This window comes from Streptomyces sp. NPDC056480, assembly GCF_042795405.1.
Classification (GTDB): Bacteria; Actinomycetota; Actinomycetes; order Streptomycetales; family Streptomycetaceae; genus Streptomyces.
This window is the reverse complement of record NZ_JBHTSA010000068.1, coordinates 1-15811: the sequence shown is the minus strand read 5'-3', so window position 1 is coordinate 15811 and position 15811 is coordinate 1. Positions and strand designations below refer to the sequence as shown.

The following is a 15811-nucleotide window of genomic DNA, read 5'->3' as shown; positions in this document are numbered from 1 at the left end:
TAGGGCTGGGCACCGCCGGGGTCAACCGGTCAGTAACAAGAATCAGCACGCGCGGACGGGAATCAGGACTCGCGGTTCTCGACCCAGTGCCAGAAATCGACCATCATCCGCTCGTACCGGATGCCGAACTCCAGGGCCTCGCGCTGCCCGCGCGTCAGCAACTCGCCCACCTCGCCCGCGAGTTCCTCGTACTCGTCCAGGGTCCGCCGGTGCTCCTCGATCTGCACCGGGGCGTGGACGCGCGGGCTCGCCCCGAACCACAGCTTGAGGATGCCGCGTTCGCGCGCCTCGACCGGGACGAAGGCGGGGTCGGCAAGCCAGCCCCGCAGTGCCTCCGCGCCCTCCTCGGTGAGCTTCATGAGGCGCCGGTTGCGGCCGCCGGACTGTCTGACCTCCGAGAGCAGCCCGGCCTCCAGGAGCCGGTCGCACTGGGCGTAGACCTGCGCGTGCGGCATGGACCAGAAGGGCGCCACGGTCCGCGCGGCCTCGACCTTCACGTCGTACGGACTGGCCTCACCCAGCTTGTCGATGATGCCCAGCACGAGGAAGGAGGGCGTGGTCAACCGGACGTCAGACATGCGTCCGACGGTACCGCGAGGGCCCGGCCCCACCCCTCCCTCCACCCCTCCCTCCGCCCCTCCCTCCCTCCGGCCCCCCTCCGCCCCTCCCGCCGCTCCTTCCCGCCCCCGCTCAGCTACTCCGCCCGCAGGGCCCGCGCCGTGGCAGCCCTGGCCGCCCAGACCGCCGGCAGCAGGGCGCCGGCCGTCGCGATCAGCACGCCGGCGCTCGCGAGGAGAACCAGCAGGGGCACGCCGTACACGTCGATGTCGGCGGCCGGGATCGTGGTGCCGACCGCGCGCCCCATGGCCGGCATGACCTGGCGGTGGAGTGCCACGCCGAGCGGTACGCCGACCGCGCCCGCCACCAGGCCGATGGCACCGACGGAGGTGAGGACCTGCGCGACGGTCTGCCGCGGAGTCATCCCGAGCGCCTTGTACACGCCCAGGTCCCGGACGCGGTCGCGGGTGTCGAGGACCACCGTGTTGAGCACCCCCAGACAGGCGACGACCACCAGCATCAGCGTGAGCATGGCGATCAGGGCCTGCATCGCCCGGATGACGCTCGACTTGCCCGCCTCCGTGACCGCGGCCTCCGCGCCGAGCGGGGCGACGGCGGCGTCGAGCCGTTCGGCGTGCTCCGCCGGGTCCGTGCCGGGGGCGACGGTGACGGCGAAGTCCGCCGGCATGTAGGGGGGTCGCAGCGCGGCGACGGACGCGGTGCCGCTGCGCAGGGTCATGCCGGCGCCGCCCAGGTCGAAGACCTCGCCCACGATCCGTACCCGGGCGGTGCGCCCCTGCTCGGACAGGGTGACCGTGTCGCCCACGCGCACCCCCGTCGCCCGGAGGAAGCGTGTCGGGGCCACCGCCTCGCCGGCGGCTTCGAACCAGCGGCCGGAGACCATCGTGTGGGGGCTGCCCGCGGTGTCCCCCTCGTACGCGACGAGCGGCGCGCCGCCCTTGAGCCCCGCGACCTCCACCTGGGTGTGCGCGGTCCGGTACACGGAGGCGGTCCCGGGGAGGGCGGCGATCGCCGCCGCCACCGCGGCCGGGTCGGCCGGCTTCCCCGACAGGGGCGCTCCCGGTCCGCCGTCCCCGGCACCCGGCTGCCCCGGTGCGGTGTCGTCCGGCCGTGCCACCGTGCGGACGGTGACGTCGCCGCCCTTGTCCGGGTCCCCGTCGGTCTTCACCGCGACCAGCGTGCTCCCGAGCCCCATCGCGAACGTCACCGCGAGGGCCCCGAAGGCCACCGCAGCGGCCGTGCTCGCCGCACGCGCCGGGCGTGCGAGGGGCGCGGCGAGGCCCAGGGTCACGGGGCGCGGCAGCGGCAACCGCCCGAACAGGCCACGGATCCCGAGCCCGCGCCCGCCCGCGGCGGACGCGCCGAGGCGGAGCACCGCCGCGGTCGGCATCCGGGCGGCGCGCAGCGCGGGGCCGAAGGCGGCCCCGGCCACCACCGCGAGGGCGACCGCGGGGACCGCGGCGTCCACCCAGAGCGGGATGAGCACCGCCGTCGTCCCGTACGTCTCCGCCACCTCGGCCATGAGGGGGACGGCGAGCACGTTGCCGAGGACGACGCCGAGCAGCGCCCCCGCGGAACCCGGGATCAGGGCCTGCGCCACGTACGCCCGTCCGACCTGGAGCGGGGTGAAGCCGAGCGCCTTGAGGATGCCGATCCGGCGGGTCGCCGCGCCCACGGCGCCGCTCACCACGATGCCGATCACCAGGACCGACATCGCGAGTCCGAGGAGGGCGAAGGCGGTCACGAAGGGCACGAAGGCGGCCGTGTTCTCCTGCGCGCTCTCACGGACGTCGAGATACGACCGGGCTCCGACGACCGCACCCGCCGGGGCGGCGGCGACGATCGCGTCGCGGCCCGCCGCGACCTCCGCACGCGTGTCGGCGGCGGTGAGCCGGTAGAGCATCTGGAACGCGGGCGGCCGCTCCCCCGCGAGCACCGTGAGCTGCTCCGGTACGACCCAGGCGTCGGCGCTCTCCCCGGCGGACCCGGCGATGCCGACCACGGTGAGGACGGCGCTCCCGGCGGTCAGGCGTGTCCCCACCCCGGCGCCCGGCGGGCGGGATTCCCGTTCCAGGACGACCTCACCGGGAGCCGCCGCCCATCGGCCCTCCACCAGGGCCACCGCGTCCACGGGCCCGGCGGCGGACGCCCGGCCGACCACCGTCAGGGGCGGCGGTTCGAACCCGGGCGGCGCCTCCGCTCCCTCCGTACGGAGGCGTACCGAGACGAGGGCGAACGGGCCGGCGGCCGCGGCGACTCCCGGTGCGTGCGCCGTCGCCGCCGGCCAGTCCTCGGCGCTCCCGGCCGAACCGGTGAACCGCACGGTCAGGTGTGCCCCGCGCTGCTGGGAGAAGGCCCGGTCGAACGGGGCGCCCGAGGCGACGAGGAGGCCGACCGCGAGGACGGCGGAGGCGACGGACAGCAGCGTGGTCAGGACCATCACCGCGGTCTGGGTGCGCCGCCGTCCGACCCCCGCGCGCACGACCCGCCCGAGCGCGCCGCCGTTCATCGGGTCACCGCCACGACGTCGCGGGCGATGCGGCCGTCGACGAGTTCGATGGTGCGGGTCGCGCAGGCTTCGGCGAGTGCCAGGTCGTGGGTCACCAGGACGATGGTCTGCCCCTCCGCGTTCAGCTCCCGGAGAAGATCGCGGACGTCGGCGCCCGACGCGGTGTCCAGCGCCCCGGTCGGCTCGTCGGCCAGGAGGAGCGGCGGCCGGTTCATCAGGGCCCGTGCCACGGCGACGCGTTGCCGCTCGCCCCCGGACAGGCGGCCGGGATGCACGCGCGCGTGCCGGGCGACGCCGAGCCGCTCCAGGAGTTCGGCGGCCCGCGCCGCCGCCCGGGCCCGTGGCATCCCGGCGAGCTGCGCCGGCAGCAGCACGTTGTCGGTGACGGTGAGGTCGTCGAGGAGGTTGAAGAACTGGAACACCATCCCGATCCGGCTGCGCCGGTAGGTGGCGGAGGCGGTCTCGTTCAGCCGGTCGACGCGCAGTCCGTCCACCGTCACCCGCCCCGTGGTGGGCCGGTCGAGGCCGGCGAGGAGGTTGAGCAGGGTCGACTTGCCGCTGCCGGAGGGTCCGAGGACGGCGAGCGCCTCGCCCCGTGCGACACGCAGGGTCAGCCCGGACAGTGCGGCCCGGTCGTCGTCGTACGTCCTGCCGACGTCGCTCAGCTCGATCAGGGGCTCGGGTCCGTTCATGGGGCCCTCCAGGGCTCGGGGTGTGGGAGCGACGACGAAGAGAGCGCGGCCGGCCGGCTCCCGGCGGCGATCCCGTCGGCCGTGTCCGCGCCGTACCGACGGTAGGAGCGGCCCCGTCGCGGGCGCGTCGGTCGCGGTGCCGAAGATCCGTACCGTCCGCGGCGGAGGCGCGGCCGCGTCATCCGCGCGATGTACTCCCCGGGAGCTGCGTCCTGGTCCCACGGGCTGATCCGCCCGCTCCCCCGCCTTGGCAGACTGCCCCGGTGAGCTGGTACGAGGAACTCGTCGACCGGGTGCGCGGACCCCGGACCTTCGGTGCGCCGCCCCCGCTGTCCCGCTGGACGTGGGTGACCGACGGGCTGCTCGCCCTCGCGCTCGCGATCACGACGATCGTGGGCGACCTGAACCGCTCGTACGTGGACGTCCATCCGGATCCAGACGACACTCGGCTCCCCTTCCCGGTGTCACCGGTGACGCCGGTGCCGCCGGAGCTGCCGGTACCGCCGGCGACCCCGGTACCGCCGGAGCTGCCGGTACCGCCGGGGACTCCGGTGCCACCGGTACCGCCGGAGATGCCGGCACCGCCCGAGATCCCGGTTCCGTCGTCGATGCCGACGTCCTCGCCGTCCCTCCCCCCGGAGATCCCGGCGATTCCCCGGCCTCACGCCGTGGAGTACCTGCTTCCCCCGGCCGAGGCCTGGGAGTTGCTCGCGGCCGCGATGACGGCGCTGCCCCTGCTGCTGCGCCGCCGCCTCCCCCTGACCGTCTACTGGGTGGTGATGGCAGCGACGGTGCTCCTGCACCAGGGCCAGGTCGCCGCCGACGCGACCACGGTGACCTTCGCGTCGGGTCTGGTCGCGGCGTACAGCGCGGCGATGTACAGCCCGCACCGCACGGCGGTGCTGGTCTCCCTCGTCGCGGGTGTGGTGCTGTACGCGGTCTTCCCGCTGGTGCCGGACGTGGACGAAGGCCTCGTGCCCCTGCTCGTCCTGCTGCCCGTCGCCCTCGCCTCGCACGGCGTCCACCTGTGGCGGCAGCGGGAGCGGACGCTGCGCGCCGAGCGGGACGCCGAGCTGCGGCGGGCGGTGGAGGCGGAGCGGTCCCGGATCGCGCGGGAGCTGCACGACGTGGTCACCCACAACGTCAGCATGATGACGATCCAGGCCGGCGCCGCGCGTACGGTTCTCGCCACCTCCCCCGACCTGGCCCGCGAGGCGATGCTCGCGGTGGAGGCGGCGGGGCGGACGGCGATGTCGGAGCTGCGGCACGTGATGGGGCTGCTCACGATGGCCGCGGACGGCCCCGACCCGGCCGCCGATGTGGACCTCGCCCCACAGCCGGGCCTGGGCCGGCTGACGGAACTGACGGACCGGGTGCGGGCCTCCGGGGTGCCGGTGGAGGTGACGGTGGAGGGCGAACCGGTCGCGCTGCCGGCCGGGGTGGACCTCGCCGCCTACCGGGTGGTGCAGGAGGCGCTGACGAACGTCGTGAAGCACGTGCCGGGCGCACGGGTCTCGGTCACGGTGGCGTACGAGGCGGAGCGGCTCCGCGTGGAGGTCCTCGACACGGGCGTTCCCGCCCACGGCGGTTCCCGGGACCGCGGTTCCGAGCGGCGGGTGCCGTTCCAGGGCGGCGGTCACGGCCTGCTCGGTCTGCGGGAACGGCTGGCGGTCTACGGCGGTACGCTGCGGGCGGGCAGGGGCCCGGACGGCGGGTACGAGGTCCGGGCGGTGATTCCGTGGGAGGCTCCGTGACCGACGCTCCGCGCGCGACCGACGCTCCGCGGGTGGTGATCGTCGACGACCAGGCCCTGGTGCGGACCGGTTTCCGGATGATCCTGGCCGCCGCCGGCATCGACGTGGTCGCGGAGGCCGCCGACGGTGACGCGGCGGTCGCCGCGGTCCGGCGGACCCGGCCGGACGTCGTCCTGATGGACATCCGGATGCCCGGCACGGACGGCCTGGAGGCCACGCGCCGCATCCTCGCGGACAGGACCGGGAAGGCGGGCGCGGACGGGCCGGCACCGCCCAGGATCCTGGTCCTCACCACCTACGACCTCGACCGGTACGTGTACGCGGCACTGGAGGCGGGCGCGAGCGGCTTCCTGCTCAAGGACGTGACCCCCGAGCATCTGACGGCGGCGGTTCGGCTGGTCCGGTCCGGTGACGCGCTCCTCGCCCCGGCGATCACCCGCCGTCTGGTGGAGCGCTTCGCCGTGTCCGGCGGTCGTCCGGCCGCCCCGCACCGCGAACTCGCCACGCTGACCCCGCGCGAGCTGGAGGTCCTCGAAGCCCTGGCGCGCGGCCACAGCAACGCCGAGCTGGCCGAGCGGTTCCGGCTGAGCGAGGCGACGGTGAAGACGCATGTCGCCCGCATCCTGTCGAAGCTGCGGCTGCGCGACCGGGCGCAGGCCGTGATCGCCGCCTACGAGACGGGTCTTGTCACACCGGGTTCGGACAGCAGGGGGCCCGCCGGATCCCAGTGAGGGGCCACCAGGTCCGGCAGCCCGCCCGACGGCCCCAGGTCCCACTCTTCCGGGAACACCCCTGCCCGGTCCCCCGGCGGCTCGCCCTCCGCCTCCCCCTCCGGCGCCCCCTCCGGGTCCAGGACGTCGTCGAGTTCCGTCAGGCGGATGAGCCGGAGGATCCACGGCTGGTCGCAGACGAGCCGCCAGCGCGAGCCCCGTTGCCGGGTGCGCACGGCGCAGTGGGCGAGGAGGCCGAGCCCGGTGGCATCGCAGAAGGTGAGGCGCCGGATGTCGACCGTCAGGGCGTCGGACTCCCGCACGAGGGCGTCGAGCTCGGGCCGCAGGTGCCGTACGAGGACGAGGTCGAGTTCACCCCGGAGGGCGGCGACGGTGACGCCGCCGGTCGAGCGGACGATCATGTAGGGGTCGTGACGGGGGATCAGCTGCATCGGGCGCTCCACAGGGTGGCTCCATGTGTCGCTCCGAGCGTGGACGTCCCCGTTCCGGGAGGGACGTTTCGCCTCGGCCGCTGTCACCTGAATCGGTGAATGTTCGAGCCACTTCCCCTCGTACGGACGACCGATGTGCGCACATGCGGCCACGCCCGCCGGTCCTCGCCCTTGAGGACGGGGGCCCGATGACGACGGCGCCGAAGTCCGCGCCGGTCAGCGCTCGCCCTCGGGGGCCGTGCTCGCGGCGGACGCGGCGAAGGCCTCCTCCTTGATGCGGTCGAACTGGGCGCCCATGGCGGCGGAGAGCGCCTGCGCGGCGGAGAGCGGCCGGACCATGACCATGAAGTCGTCGATCCTGCCCTCCTCGTCGAGGTGGAGGAAGTCGCAGCCGTTGATCTCCATGTCGCCGACCTTCGCGGTGAAGACGAGGGCGTGGTCGCGGCCGTCGCCGCTCCCGATCTCGCGGACGTACGTGAAGTCGGTGAAGACGCGCATCACGCCGCGCAGGATCGCGGCGGTGATGGCCTTGCCGGGGTACGGGCGGAAGGCCACCGGGCTGGTGAAGACCACGTCCTCGGCGAGCAGGGCCTCGATGGCCGCGTGGTCCCGGTTCTCGACGGCGGCACGGAACGGATGCATGACGACTCCCTATGCAACTTGTTGATTAGGTGCAGCTGCAGCTAACCGCATCGGTCGGGGGACGTCCAGGGGCCGGCCGGGAGCCGTCCACGCGGGGGCCGGCCCACCCCGGGCCGGCCCCCGCCACTCCCTCGACGCCCCCGCCACTCCCTCGACGTCCCCGTCACCCCCTCGACGCCGCCGACCCGTGCGACGCCGCCGGGGCCTCCGGCACCTCCGCGCGCCGCAGGGGCGGCCACGTCAGCGCGGTCCAGGCCCGCAACAGCCATTCGACCGGGCCGTACCGGTGCCGCCGCAGCCACCACCGACTCACGACGACCTGGACGGCGAAGAGCGCGACCGCGATCGCGAGGACTCCGGGCGGCGGCACCCGCCCCACCAGGCCCGCCCCGTACCCGGTGAACAGCAGGGCGCAGACCAGCGATTGAGCGAGGTAGCAGGTCAGCGTCATGCTGCCCACCGGCCCGAGCACGGACACCGTCCGCTTCCCGAACCGCCCCTGGGTGAGGCGGAGCACGGTGGCGGCGTACGCGGCGGCGAGCAGCGGCGCGGTCAGGACGTCGACCGCGACGGCCAGGGCCTGGTACGCGCCGCCCGGGGCGGCCAGGTTCGCGTGCGCGTAGACCACCGCACCGAGCAGCCCGACGGTGAAGCCCGCCCACTGGAGCCGGACGAGAGCCCGGCGATGACGGGCGAGGTCCCCGAGCGCCCGGACCCGCCCGGCGGCGAATCCGAGGAAGAAGGCGGCCAGGGCGGCCGGAGCCTGGAAGAGGACCAGCACGAACACGAACCCGGACAGCTGCCCCAGGTTCTCCCCGATCACCGCACCCGGGCCGCCGCGCAGCTCCCGCATGGCCCGCTCGGCCTCTGCGGCGGCACCCGGATCGGCCCCCGCGTCGCCGGTCAGGTGCACGCCCCAGGCGAGAAGGAGGTACAGGGCGGCGGTGACGGAGAGCAGGATCACGGCGGTACGCACCGCGGCGCGGGGCCTGACGCGGTGGGCGGCGAGCAGGATCAGGCCGAGGACGGCGTAGGTGGTGAGGATGTCGCCGGGGTACAGCAGGACCGCGTGCAGCGCGCCGAGGACGAACAGGCCCGCGAGGCGCCGCAGGAACCGCGGGGCGAAGCGGACGCCGCCGCGCTCGGCCGAGGCGAGCTGGAGGGTGAAGCCGTAGCCGAAGAGGAACGAGAACAGCAGGAAGAACTTGGCCTCGAAGAACACCGCGCCGAACCAGCGGACCGCACCGTCGAGCGGCGAGTCGAAGCCGGGCTCCGCAAGCCCCACGCCGTGGTAGGTCGAGGCCAGATAGCCGATGTTGACGACGAGGATGCCGAACAGGGCGAACCCGCGCAGGGCGTCGACGTGCGCGAGCCGCGCGCCGCTCCCGGGCCCCGGATCCCCGGCGCCCCGCCCCGCCGCCGTAGCTTGCAGCGTCATGATCTCCCCCATAACTATCGCTTGAAGAACGCTCGTATCGAGAATGAACGTATTACCATCGAAAGCGCAAGCTCGGAGGAGGAGACCGGAGGAGGACCGATGGACACACGGCCGGTGGTGCGCCGAGGCGTGCCCGAGGGCAGCGAGGCCAGGGTCGCCGCGCTGTACTGGGAGGCGTTCGGGCGCAAGCTCGGCGCCGCCCTGAATCCCCCCGGCAAGGCCCGCGCCTTCCTCGCCGCCCATCTCCACCTCGACCGGGGCGTCACCGCGCTCGTCGACGGTGAGGTGGCGGGCGTCGCGGGCTACCGGCTCGACGGGCGCGGGCTCACCGGCGGCGGCGCGGCGGACGTCCTCGCGGCGTACGGGGTGCTGCGCGGGCTGCCCCGCCTCGCCCTCCTCGCGCTCTTCGAACGCCGGCCCGCCGCCCGTGAGCTGGTGATGGACGGCATCGCGGTCGCCCCCGAGCACCGGGGCACGGGCCTCGGCGGTCTCCTCCTGCGCGAGATCGCGGCCGTGGCCGCCGAGGCCGGCTGCCGGCGCATCCGGCTGGACGTCATCGACGTCAATCCACGCGCCCGCGCGCTGTACGAGCGGCACGGCTTCGTCGCCGTCCACACGGAGAAGACGCCCTACCTGCGCGGCCTGATGGGCTTCGGCGCCGCGACGACCATGCACCGGCCGGTCACCGCCGCCGACGCCCCGCACCACCAGGAGGCCCGATGAAGCGCCGCGTCACCCCGACGGAGGCGGGCGGAGCGGATGCCGCCGAGGAATCGGGCCGGTCCGGATCCGCCGCGCATGCCACCCCTGCCGCAGCCTCCGACGACTCCGCCTGGAACCCCATCCCCACCCGCACGCTCGTCCACGCCCTCGTCCGTACCGACGGCACCGTCGACGCCGGGGAGCTCTACGCCGTCGCCGGCCTCCTCTCCATGACCGACCAGCAGGTCCGGCTCTGCGTCAAGCGCCTTGTCGCGGAAGGCCGTTTCACCCACGAGGGACGGGGGCGCAAGGCCGTCCTCCGCGCGGTCGCCGACCCCACCGGCGCGATCGCCCCCGACGCCGCCCATGTCGCTCACGCCTACCGCCAGGACCACGGGCTCGCCCCCTGGGACGGCAGGTGGCACCTCTTCGCCTTCGCCGTGCCGGAGTCGGCGCGGGCCGCGCGCGACGCGCTCCGCGACACTCTGCTGCACCTCGGCGCCGCACCGGTCCAGGGGGGTCTGTACGCGGCCGCCCATCCGATCGCACCGCTCGTCGAGGCCCAGGCCCACCACCTCGGCGTCCCCGGCCAGGTCACCTACCTCAGCAGCACCGACCTGCGGGTCGGAGACATCGCCGAACCGCGGGCGCTGGCCGCCGCGCTCTGGCCCCTCGACGAGATCGCCGCACGGCACGACCGCCTGGCCGACTTCGCCCGGAGCTGCCTCGACCGGCTGGAGAACCCGGACGACGCCGAGCGCGCCGGGAGCCCGACGGCCCCCGAGCGGCTGACGCTCGCCGTCCAGCTCGCCGCCGCCTTCACGTACGCCATGGAGCCCGATCCCCTGCTGCCGCCCGAACTGCTCCCCGCTCCCTGGCCGGGAGCCGGGGCGCGTCAGCTCTTCGCCACCGCGTGGACCGCGCTGACGAACCCCCCGGGGCCGGACCCCGGCCCGCCGCTCCCCCGCCTCTTCGCCCTGTACGAGGACCTCACGGCCTCCGCGTGAACCGTGGCCTGCTCCGCCGGCTGCACCGTCACCCGGACCGGCCGCGAGCAGGGGGGTCCCCCGGCGGTCCGGAAGGTGCGCAAGGGACGTGCCGGGTGTTCGGACGGCGGGGACCGGTGCCCGAGCGACTGCCCTTCCAGACCTGGCGACACCGGGAGCGACAGGGTGTCGTGGGCTGTGTCACTTCGCTGAAAGGTTCTTCAGTTGGTACAGCATGAACGCCGCTCCGATCAGGCGGCCGCCGCCCAGGCCCCCCGCCCCCGGAAGGCCGAGCCGGTGGATGCCGCCGGCCTCCTGGCGCTTCAGCGGACCGCGGGCAACGCAGCCGTTCTGCGGACGCTCCAGCGCTCCGGCCACCCTCACGCCCGGCCTTCCGTCCAGCGGGAGGAGCAGGCGCACGAACAGCATGTGCACGGCGCGGGCTGCGGCCACCGGCAGACCTCCCCCGAACGGCCCGCCGTTCAGCGTTCCGCCGTCCCCGATGTCCTCGCCGCGACCGGCCGCCCCCTGGACACCCCGCTCCGCGAGGAGATGGAGTCCCGCCTCGGCGCCGACTTCTCCGACGTCCGCATCCACGACGACAGCGCCGCCCGCGCTTCCGCCGCCGAGATCGGCGCTCGCGCCTACACCAGCGGCAGCAACGTGGTCATCGGCGACGGCGGGGGAGACAAACACACCCTCGCCCACGAGCTCACCCATGTCGTGCAGCAGCGCCAGGGCCCCGTCTCCGGCACCGACAACGGCAAGGGCCTCAGCATCTCCGACCCCGGCGACCGCTTCGAACGCGAAGCCGAAGCCAATGCGGCGAGGGTCATGGCGGGTGGCCCCTCGGCGGTGCGGTCGTCCGGTGACACACCGGAACACTCGGCATCACCGATTCAGCGGGCAGGTGGGAAGGGCGGGAAGAAGAAGGCCGCCGAACCCCCCGCTGCCGTCGCCGTTCCCACCGTGAAGACCATCAAGTTTCCCGACCGGGAGCGACAGGAGATCGCCGAGACGTACGACTCACGAGAGGCGTCGCTGGGGGTGCACAAAGTAGGCGATCACGTCTACAAGATATTCGGTGGAGGGACACTGACCAAACCCCCGTCGGGGTACACGAAGGCAGTGAAGGCTCTGGACGAATTCAAGAAGAAGAACCTGGGCAGTCAAATCGCCGGCGCCGAAGGAGCAGGGCGCCTCACCTTCAGCGAAGGGGGTTCGGACAAGATCGGCTGGGCTGTCAAAATGGATTTCGTCACCGGCACCCGCTGGCAGATCGGAAAGCGGGGAGGGGACACGATCTTCAAGAACGAGATCCAGAATCTCGGGTTGTCCCAGCTTCAGGAGATAAGGGACAGCCTCCTGAAGGCCAAGAGCGCCAAGGTGAACGATCTTCAGGGGGTCATCAGCGGTGGAGTCATGCACTTCCTCGATCTCCACATCGGAGGAACCGGACTCCAGGCGGACTTCGCTGTGGAGTTCGTCGATGAAAGAATTGCGGCACTGACCTCGGAATAGGCGCGTACAGCCGGCTGTCCGCCGGGTCGGGGTGGGGCGTCGAGCGAGATCACGTACGGGACGACCCTGAGAGCCCTCGGCCCGCCGGGCCCGTCACCGCCGCCAGCGGGATGCGGCGGAACTCCACCGTCTCGTACGCGCTTCCGGTCCCGGTCTCGTGGAGGAGTCCGATCGTCGCCTCGTCCAGGGGGACGAGGTCCGAGTAGGCGGCCTTGTCGCGGGACACGGTCAGCCTCCGCGTGAAGGTCCGGCCGCCGTCCTCGCTGCTCCACAGGGCGGGCTCGGCGCGGGTCGTCGGCACCGAGGGGGCCGAGAACAACAGGCTGCCGCCGGACCCGCCCACGTACAGCAGACCGCCCTGGACCACGGGGACGCGATCCAGGCCGGGTTGCGGCGCGAAGGGGCGCAGCAGGTGCGTCGCACCCATCCCCGCATGGGCGTCGGCGCGGTTGCCGGGGGCGGTGCCGAGCTGGTCGCGCGTGCTGAAGTACACCCTGCCGTCGGGCAGTTCGGCCGCGGTCGACTCGTTGGCGTTGACCGTGCCGTCGTACGTGTCGTCCACGAAGCCCAGCTGCCAGGAGCGGCCGCCGTCGTCGCTGTAGAGCGCGTGCGCCCCGTAGTACCGGGGTTCTCGGCCGGTGTCGCCCGAACCTTCCGGGGGTGCGGAGGAGTGGTTGGCGGGTACGACGAGGCGACCGGCGTACGGGGGCCGGGTCAGCGCGACGGCATGGCCGGGGCCCGTGGCGTACCAGCGCCAGTCGGGGCGCTTGACGGCGGCGGTGATGTCCCGCGGCTCCGAGAACGTCCGTCCGTCGTCGGTGCTCCGCTGGACGAACACCCGTCGGCTCCGCGCAGCGGGGACCTCACCGCCCAGGATCTGCGCCTCGGTGGCCTCACCGCCGTTGAACGAGCTCAGGAGGACCACGTCGCCGGAGCGCGGGTCGACGACGGGTGCCGGGTTGCCGCGGGTGTCGGCGCCTGCGTCGGCGGCGACCCGCGTCGGCCCCCAGGTGCAACCGCCGTCCTCCGACCGCCGCACCACGAGGTCGATGTCGCCGCTGTCCCCGGCGCTGCCGACCCGCCCCTCGGCGAAGGCGAGCAGGGTGCCGGCCGGGGTCCGTACGACGGCCGGGATGCGGTAGGACACGTACCCGCCGACGCCCGCGGCGTACGGGACCGAGACCTCGCACGGGACGCCGTCCCCCGCACCGCCCGACACGCGGGCCACGGGTTCCGGGGCCCCCTCGCGCGCGGCGGCCGACGCGCCGGGCGCCCACCCGGCGGCGCCCAGCCCCCCGAAGGCCACCACGAGGCCGGCCACGGTCCCTGCGGTCACACGTCTCACGGGGATTCCTCCGGTGCCGCCCACGACCCGCCGCCGCCCACCGGGGCGGGACCGGGGGCGCACTCCGGTCGCCGACTGTAGCCCCGCGGACGCCCGTTCCCCCGGACCGCACCGCCGGGGCCGTGATCCACTCCCCGGGTCGGGTCAGCCCGCGAAGCGGGCCATCCAGGACTCGACCTCGGACGAGGAGCGGGGGAGGCCCGCCGACAGGTTCTCGTGGCCGTCGTCGGTGACGACCAGGTCGTCCTCGATCCGGACGCCGATGCCCCGCCACTCCTCCGGCACGGTCAGGTCGTCGGGCTGGAAGTACAGCCCGGGTTCGACGGTGAGCACCATGCCCGGTTCGAGGAGGCTGTCGACGTACTCCTCCGTGCGGGCCTGCGCGCAGTCGTGGACGTCCAGGCCGAGCATGTGCCCGGTCCCGGCCATCGTGAAGCGGCGCTGGAGACCCAGGGCGTACGCGCGGTCGACGGGGCCCTCGATGAAGCCCCACTCGACGAGCCGCGCCGTCAGGTGCCGCTGGGACGCCTCGTGGAAGTCGCGGTACGGGGCACCCGGCTTGACCGCGGCCATGCCGGCCTCCTGCGCCTCGTACACCGCGTCGTACACCTGGCGCTGGACCGGGGTGAACGTGCCGCTGATCGGCAGGGTGCGGGTGACGTCGGCCGTGTAGAGGGAGCGGGTCTCCACGCCGGCGTCGAGCAGGAGCAGCTCGCCGGGCCGGACCGGTCCGTCGTTCTCCGTCCAGTGCATGATCGTGGCGTGCTCGCCGGCGGCGCAGATGGAGCCGTATCCGACGGCGTTGCCCTCCAGGCGCGCCCGGCGGAAGAAGGTGCCCTCGATCCACCGCTCGGAGGAGGCGACGGCCCTGGACAGCTCGCCGACGCAGTCGGTGAACCCGCGGACGGTCGAGTCGACCGCCTTGCGCATCTCGCCGATCTCCCAGGCGTCCTTGACGAGCCGGAGTCCGGAGAGCGCCTCCTCCAGCTCGTCGTCGCGCTCCTCGTCGGTGGTGACCGCGGCTTCGAGTGCCGGGTCGACGCCGCGGACGATCCTGGTCGGCACGCCGGAACCCGATGCCAGGTCCTCGGCGACGGTCCGCACGTCGCGGCAGGGCAGCCCGAGGACGACCTCGGCCTCGGCGAGCGAGCGGCGCCGGCCCATCCAGAGCTCGGCCGTGTAGCCGATCCAGAACTCGTCGTTGTCGCGGCTGTCGCGCGGCAGCTGGTAGCAGAAGGCGTCGTGGCCGCCGTCCGCGCGGGGTTCGAGCACGAGGGCGCCGTCGCGCGCCTGGTCGCCGGTCATGTGCACGTATCCCGTGTACGGGCGGAAGGGGTACGTGTCGTCGTTGGAGCGGGTCTTGAGGTTGCCGGAGGGGATCACGAGGCGCTCGCCGGGGAAGCGCGCGGAGAGCGCGGCGCGTCGGCGGGCCGCGTACGGGGCCTGCTCGTCGGGCTCGAGCCCGTGCCGCTCGGTGTCCGCCCACCCCGACCGCATCAGGGTGGAGAGTTCCTCGGAGACGCCTTCGTAGAGGCCGTTCTTGCGACCCTTCGCCACGTCCTGCACCTTCTTCCGGATGAGTTCCTCGACCGCCGTGGGCCGGCGACGTCCGGAAGGTACTCCGCGACGCGGGCGCCGGTTGCCGAAGACCGCCAGTGGCACGAATCGGCCAGCCCCGCAGCGCTCAGCGAGGCGTCCAGGCGGCGGCCGGCCAGTCGTGCGCGGAGAAGCCGTCCGGCAGCCTGCCGCAGGGTGCGGAGGCGCTGAGGGCGAAGGTGCCCGTGGGCTCGTACCAGTCGACGTCCACCTTGTCGCCCGTCCCGGGGTGCTCGAAGCGGAAGCCGAGGTCGGAGACGTTCTCGCCGACGAGCCTCCAGCCGTCCCGCTCCAGGCGGAGGCGGGTGCGCGTCTGCGCCGCGCGGGCCTCGGCCTCCGGCATGTCCGTGACGCTCCAGGAGAGCCCGAAACTGCGCACGTCGGGGCGGCCCCGGTCGATGTGGGCGACGGACCTGAGACCGCGGTAGGAGCAGGTGCCCGTCTCCACCCGGGACCGCACACCGGGGGCTCCGGGGAGCGCGGCCTCGTCGTAGACCCGCTGGGCCTGCGCCTTGAGGCGCACGGCGACCGCGTCGGGATCGGCCTCGGGGTACGGCGAGCCGTTCCACAGGAAGGACCCTGCGGCGACCAGGCCCACGGCGATCAGGCCGTGGAGGAACGGCCGCACCACTCGGTCCGGACGGCTTCGGGCGACAGCACTCATGATCGGGAGCGTAGGACGGCCGCCCGGCACCGCGCGTGGGCGCCGCGACACAACCCGGGGGGGGTGTGCGGGCCCCCGCCCCGGGGGGCGGGGGCCCCCCCCGGCCCGCCCGGGGAAGTTGTGAGGGGGGCCCGGCGGGGGGCGGGGGCCGGGGGCCCGCCCCCCCCCACGACCGCGTCGGGGCCCGCACCCTCCTCGGCGAGCAGCAGTGCGAGCCGCGA

At 74.2% G+C, this 15811-nt stretch carries 14 protein-coding genes and 1 pseudogene; 5 read left to right on the top strand and 10 right to left on the bottom strand.

Annotation, left to right across the window (positions count from 1 at the left end; all coding sequences use genetic code 11):
• Positions 1-62 precede the first annotated feature (62 nt).
• From ACFQ79_RS26225 to ACFQ79_RS26215, 3 genes are all read right to left on the bottom strand, one after another.
• Entirely contained in the window at positions 63-578 is a 516-nt protein-coding gene (locus ACFQ79_RS26225) for a PadR family transcriptional regulator (RefSeq protein WP_383587702.1), read from the bottom strand.
• A gap of 116 nt (positions 579-694) precedes the next feature.
• A complete protein-coding gene (locus ACFQ79_RS26220; protein ID WP_383587699.1) occupies positions 695-3088 on the bottom strand; it encodes an ABC transporter permease in 2394 nt (797 codons plus the stop codon).
• The gene (locus ACFQ79_RS26215; RefSeq protein ID WP_383587696.1) at positions 3085-3780 is read right to left on the bottom strand and encodes an ABC transporter ATP-binding protein; all 696 of its coding nucleotides are present in this window, start codon (positions 3778-3780) and stop codon (positions 3085-3087) included. Before ACFQ79_RS26215 ends, ACFQ79_RS26220 begins: the two co-directional genes overlap by 4 nt.
• Positions 3781-4043: 263 nt before the next feature.
• Here ACFQ79_RS26215 and ACFQ79_RS26210 point away from each other — a divergent pair, with 263 nt between their 5' ends.
• Positions 4044-5534 carry a sensor histidine kinase gene (locus ACFQ79_RS26210; RefSeq protein WP_383587692.1) on the top strand — a complete coding sequence of 497 codons (1491 nt, stop codon included), beginning with the start codon at positions 4044-4046 and terminating at the stop codon, positions 5532-5534.
• Positions 5531-6265: a response regulator gene (locus ACFQ79_RS26205; protein ID WP_383587689.1), complete on the top strand. Its 735-nt coding sequence runs from the start codon at positions 5531-5533 to the stop codon at positions 6263-6265. The genes ACFQ79_RS26210 and ACFQ79_RS26205 overlap by 4 nt, the downstream gene beginning before the upstream one ends.
• Here ACFQ79_RS26205 and ACFQ79_RS26200 read toward each other — a convergent pair.
• From ACFQ79_RS26200 to ACFQ79_RS26190, 3 genes are all read right to left on the bottom strand, one after another.
• Positions 6205-6696: an STAS domain-containing protein gene (locus tag ACFQ79_RS26200; protein ID WP_383587686.1), complete on the bottom strand. Its 492-nt coding sequence runs from the start codon at positions 6694-6696 to the stop codon at positions 6205-6207. The genes ACFQ79_RS26205 and ACFQ79_RS26200 overlap by 61 nt on opposite strands.
• 216 nt (positions 6697-6912) lie before the next feature.
• Positions 6913-7338 carry a nuclear transport factor 2 family protein gene (locus ACFQ79_RS26195; protein WP_383587683.1) on the bottom strand — a complete coding sequence of 142 codons (426 nt, stop codon included), beginning with the start codon at positions 7336-7338 and terminating at the stop codon, positions 6913-6915.
• Between the two features lie 163 nt (positions 7339-7501).
• Positions 7502-8776, bottom strand: coding sequence for a DUF418 domain-containing protein (locus ACFQ79_RS26190; RefSeq protein WP_383587680.1), 1275 nt, complete (start codon positions 8774-8776; stop codon positions 7502-7504).
• A 99-nt stretch (positions 8777-8875) separates the two neighbouring features.
• On the opposite strand from ACFQ79_RS26190, the gene ACFQ79_RS26185 reads away from it, so the two are divergent.
• Entirely contained in the window at positions 8876-9499 is a 624-nt protein-coding gene (locus ACFQ79_RS26185) for a GNAT family N-acetyltransferase (RefSeq protein WP_383587677.1), read from the top strand.
• Positions 9496-10485, top strand: coding sequence for a PaaX family transcriptional regulator C-terminal domain-containing protein (locus tag ACFQ79_RS26180; RefSeq protein WP_383587673.1), 990 nt, complete (start codon positions 9496-9498; stop codon positions 10483-10485). Before ACFQ79_RS26185 ends, ACFQ79_RS26180 begins: the two co-directional genes overlap by 4 nt.
• 180 nt (positions 10486-10665) lie before the next feature.
• Here the strand turns inward: ACFQ79_RS26180 and ACFQ79_RS26175 are convergent, their stop codons facing one another.
• Positions 10666-10917, bottom strand: a complete 252-nt coding sequence (locus tag ACFQ79_RS26175) for a hypothetical protein (RefSeq protein ID WP_383587789.1) — start codon at positions 10915-10917, stop codon at positions 10666-10668.
• On the opposite strand from ACFQ79_RS26175, the pseudogene ACFQ79_RS26170 reads away from it, so the two are divergent.
• A pseudogene (locus ACFQ79_RS26170) lies at positions 10816-11340 on the top strand (DUF4157 domain-containing protein); the annotation flags it as partial. The gene ACFQ79_RS26175 and the pseudogene ACFQ79_RS26170 overlap by 102 nt on opposite strands.
• A gap of 694 nt (positions 11341-12034) precedes the next feature.
• On the opposite strand, the gene ACFQ79_RS26165 reads toward ACFQ79_RS26170, so the two are convergent.
• The 3 genes from ACFQ79_RS26165 to ACFQ79_RS26155 all read right to left on the bottom strand — a co-directional run bounded on the left by ACFQ79_RS26165 (position 12035) and on the right by ACFQ79_RS26155 (position 15590).
• On the bottom strand, positions 12035-13330 hold the full coding sequence (locus ACFQ79_RS26165) for an exo-alpha-sialidase (protein WP_383587670.1): 1296 nt from the start codon (positions 13328-13330) through the stop codon (positions 12035-12037).
• A 144-nt stretch (positions 13331-13474) separates the two neighbouring features.
• Positions 13475-14887 carry an aminopeptidase P family protein gene (locus ACFQ79_RS26160; RefSeq protein ID WP_383587667.1) on the bottom strand — a complete coding sequence of 471 codons (1413 nt, stop codon included), beginning with the start codon at positions 14885-14887 and terminating at the stop codon, positions 13475-13477.
• Between the two features lie 127 nt (positions 14888-15014).
• Positions 15015-15590, bottom strand: a complete 576-nt coding sequence (locus ACFQ79_RS26155; RefSeq protein ID WP_383587664.1) for a hypothetical protein — start codon at positions 15588-15590, stop codon at positions 15015-15017.
• Positions 15591-15811 lie beyond the last annotated feature (221 nt).

Bases quoted from the DNA above. Each gene is read 5' to 3' on its own strand.
- ACFQ79_RS26225 (WP_383587702.1), bottom strand. From the start codon at position 578: ATGTCTGACGTCCGGTTGACCACGCCCTCCTTCCTCGTGCTGGGCATC.
- ACFQ79_RS26215 (WP_383587696.1), bottom strand. From the start codon at position 3,780: ATGAACGGACCCGAGCCCCTGATCGAGCTGAGCGACGTCGGCAGGACG.
- ACFQ79_RS26190 (WP_383587680.1), bottom strand. From the start codon at position 8,776: ATGACGCTGCAAGCTACGGCGGCGGGGCGGGGCGCCGGGGATCCGGGG.
- ACFQ79_RS26185 (WP_383587677.1), top strand. From the start codon at position 8,876: ATGGACACACGGCCGGTGGTGCGCCGAGGCGTGCCCGAGGGCAGCGAG.
- ACFQ79_RS26200 (WP_383587686.1), bottom strand. From the start codon at position 6,696: ATGCAGCTGATCCCCCGTCACGACCCCTACATGATCGTCCGCTCGACC.
- ACFQ79_RS26220 (WP_383587699.1), bottom strand. From the start codon at position 3,088: ATGAACGGCGGCGCGCTCGGGCGGGTCGTGCGCGCGGGGGTCGGACGG.
- ACFQ79_RS26155 (WP_383587664.1), bottom strand. From the start codon at position 15,590: ATGAGTGCTGTCGCCCGAAGCCGTCCGGACCGAGTGGTGCGGCCGTTC.
- ACFQ79_RS26180 (WP_383587673.1), top strand. From the start codon at position 9,496: ATGAAGCGCCGCGTCACCCCGACGGAGGCGGGCGGAGCGGATGCCGCC.
- ACFQ79_RS26195 (WP_383587683.1), bottom strand. From the start codon at position 7,338: ATGCATCCGTTCCGTGCCGCCGTCGAGAACCGGGACCACGCGGCCATC.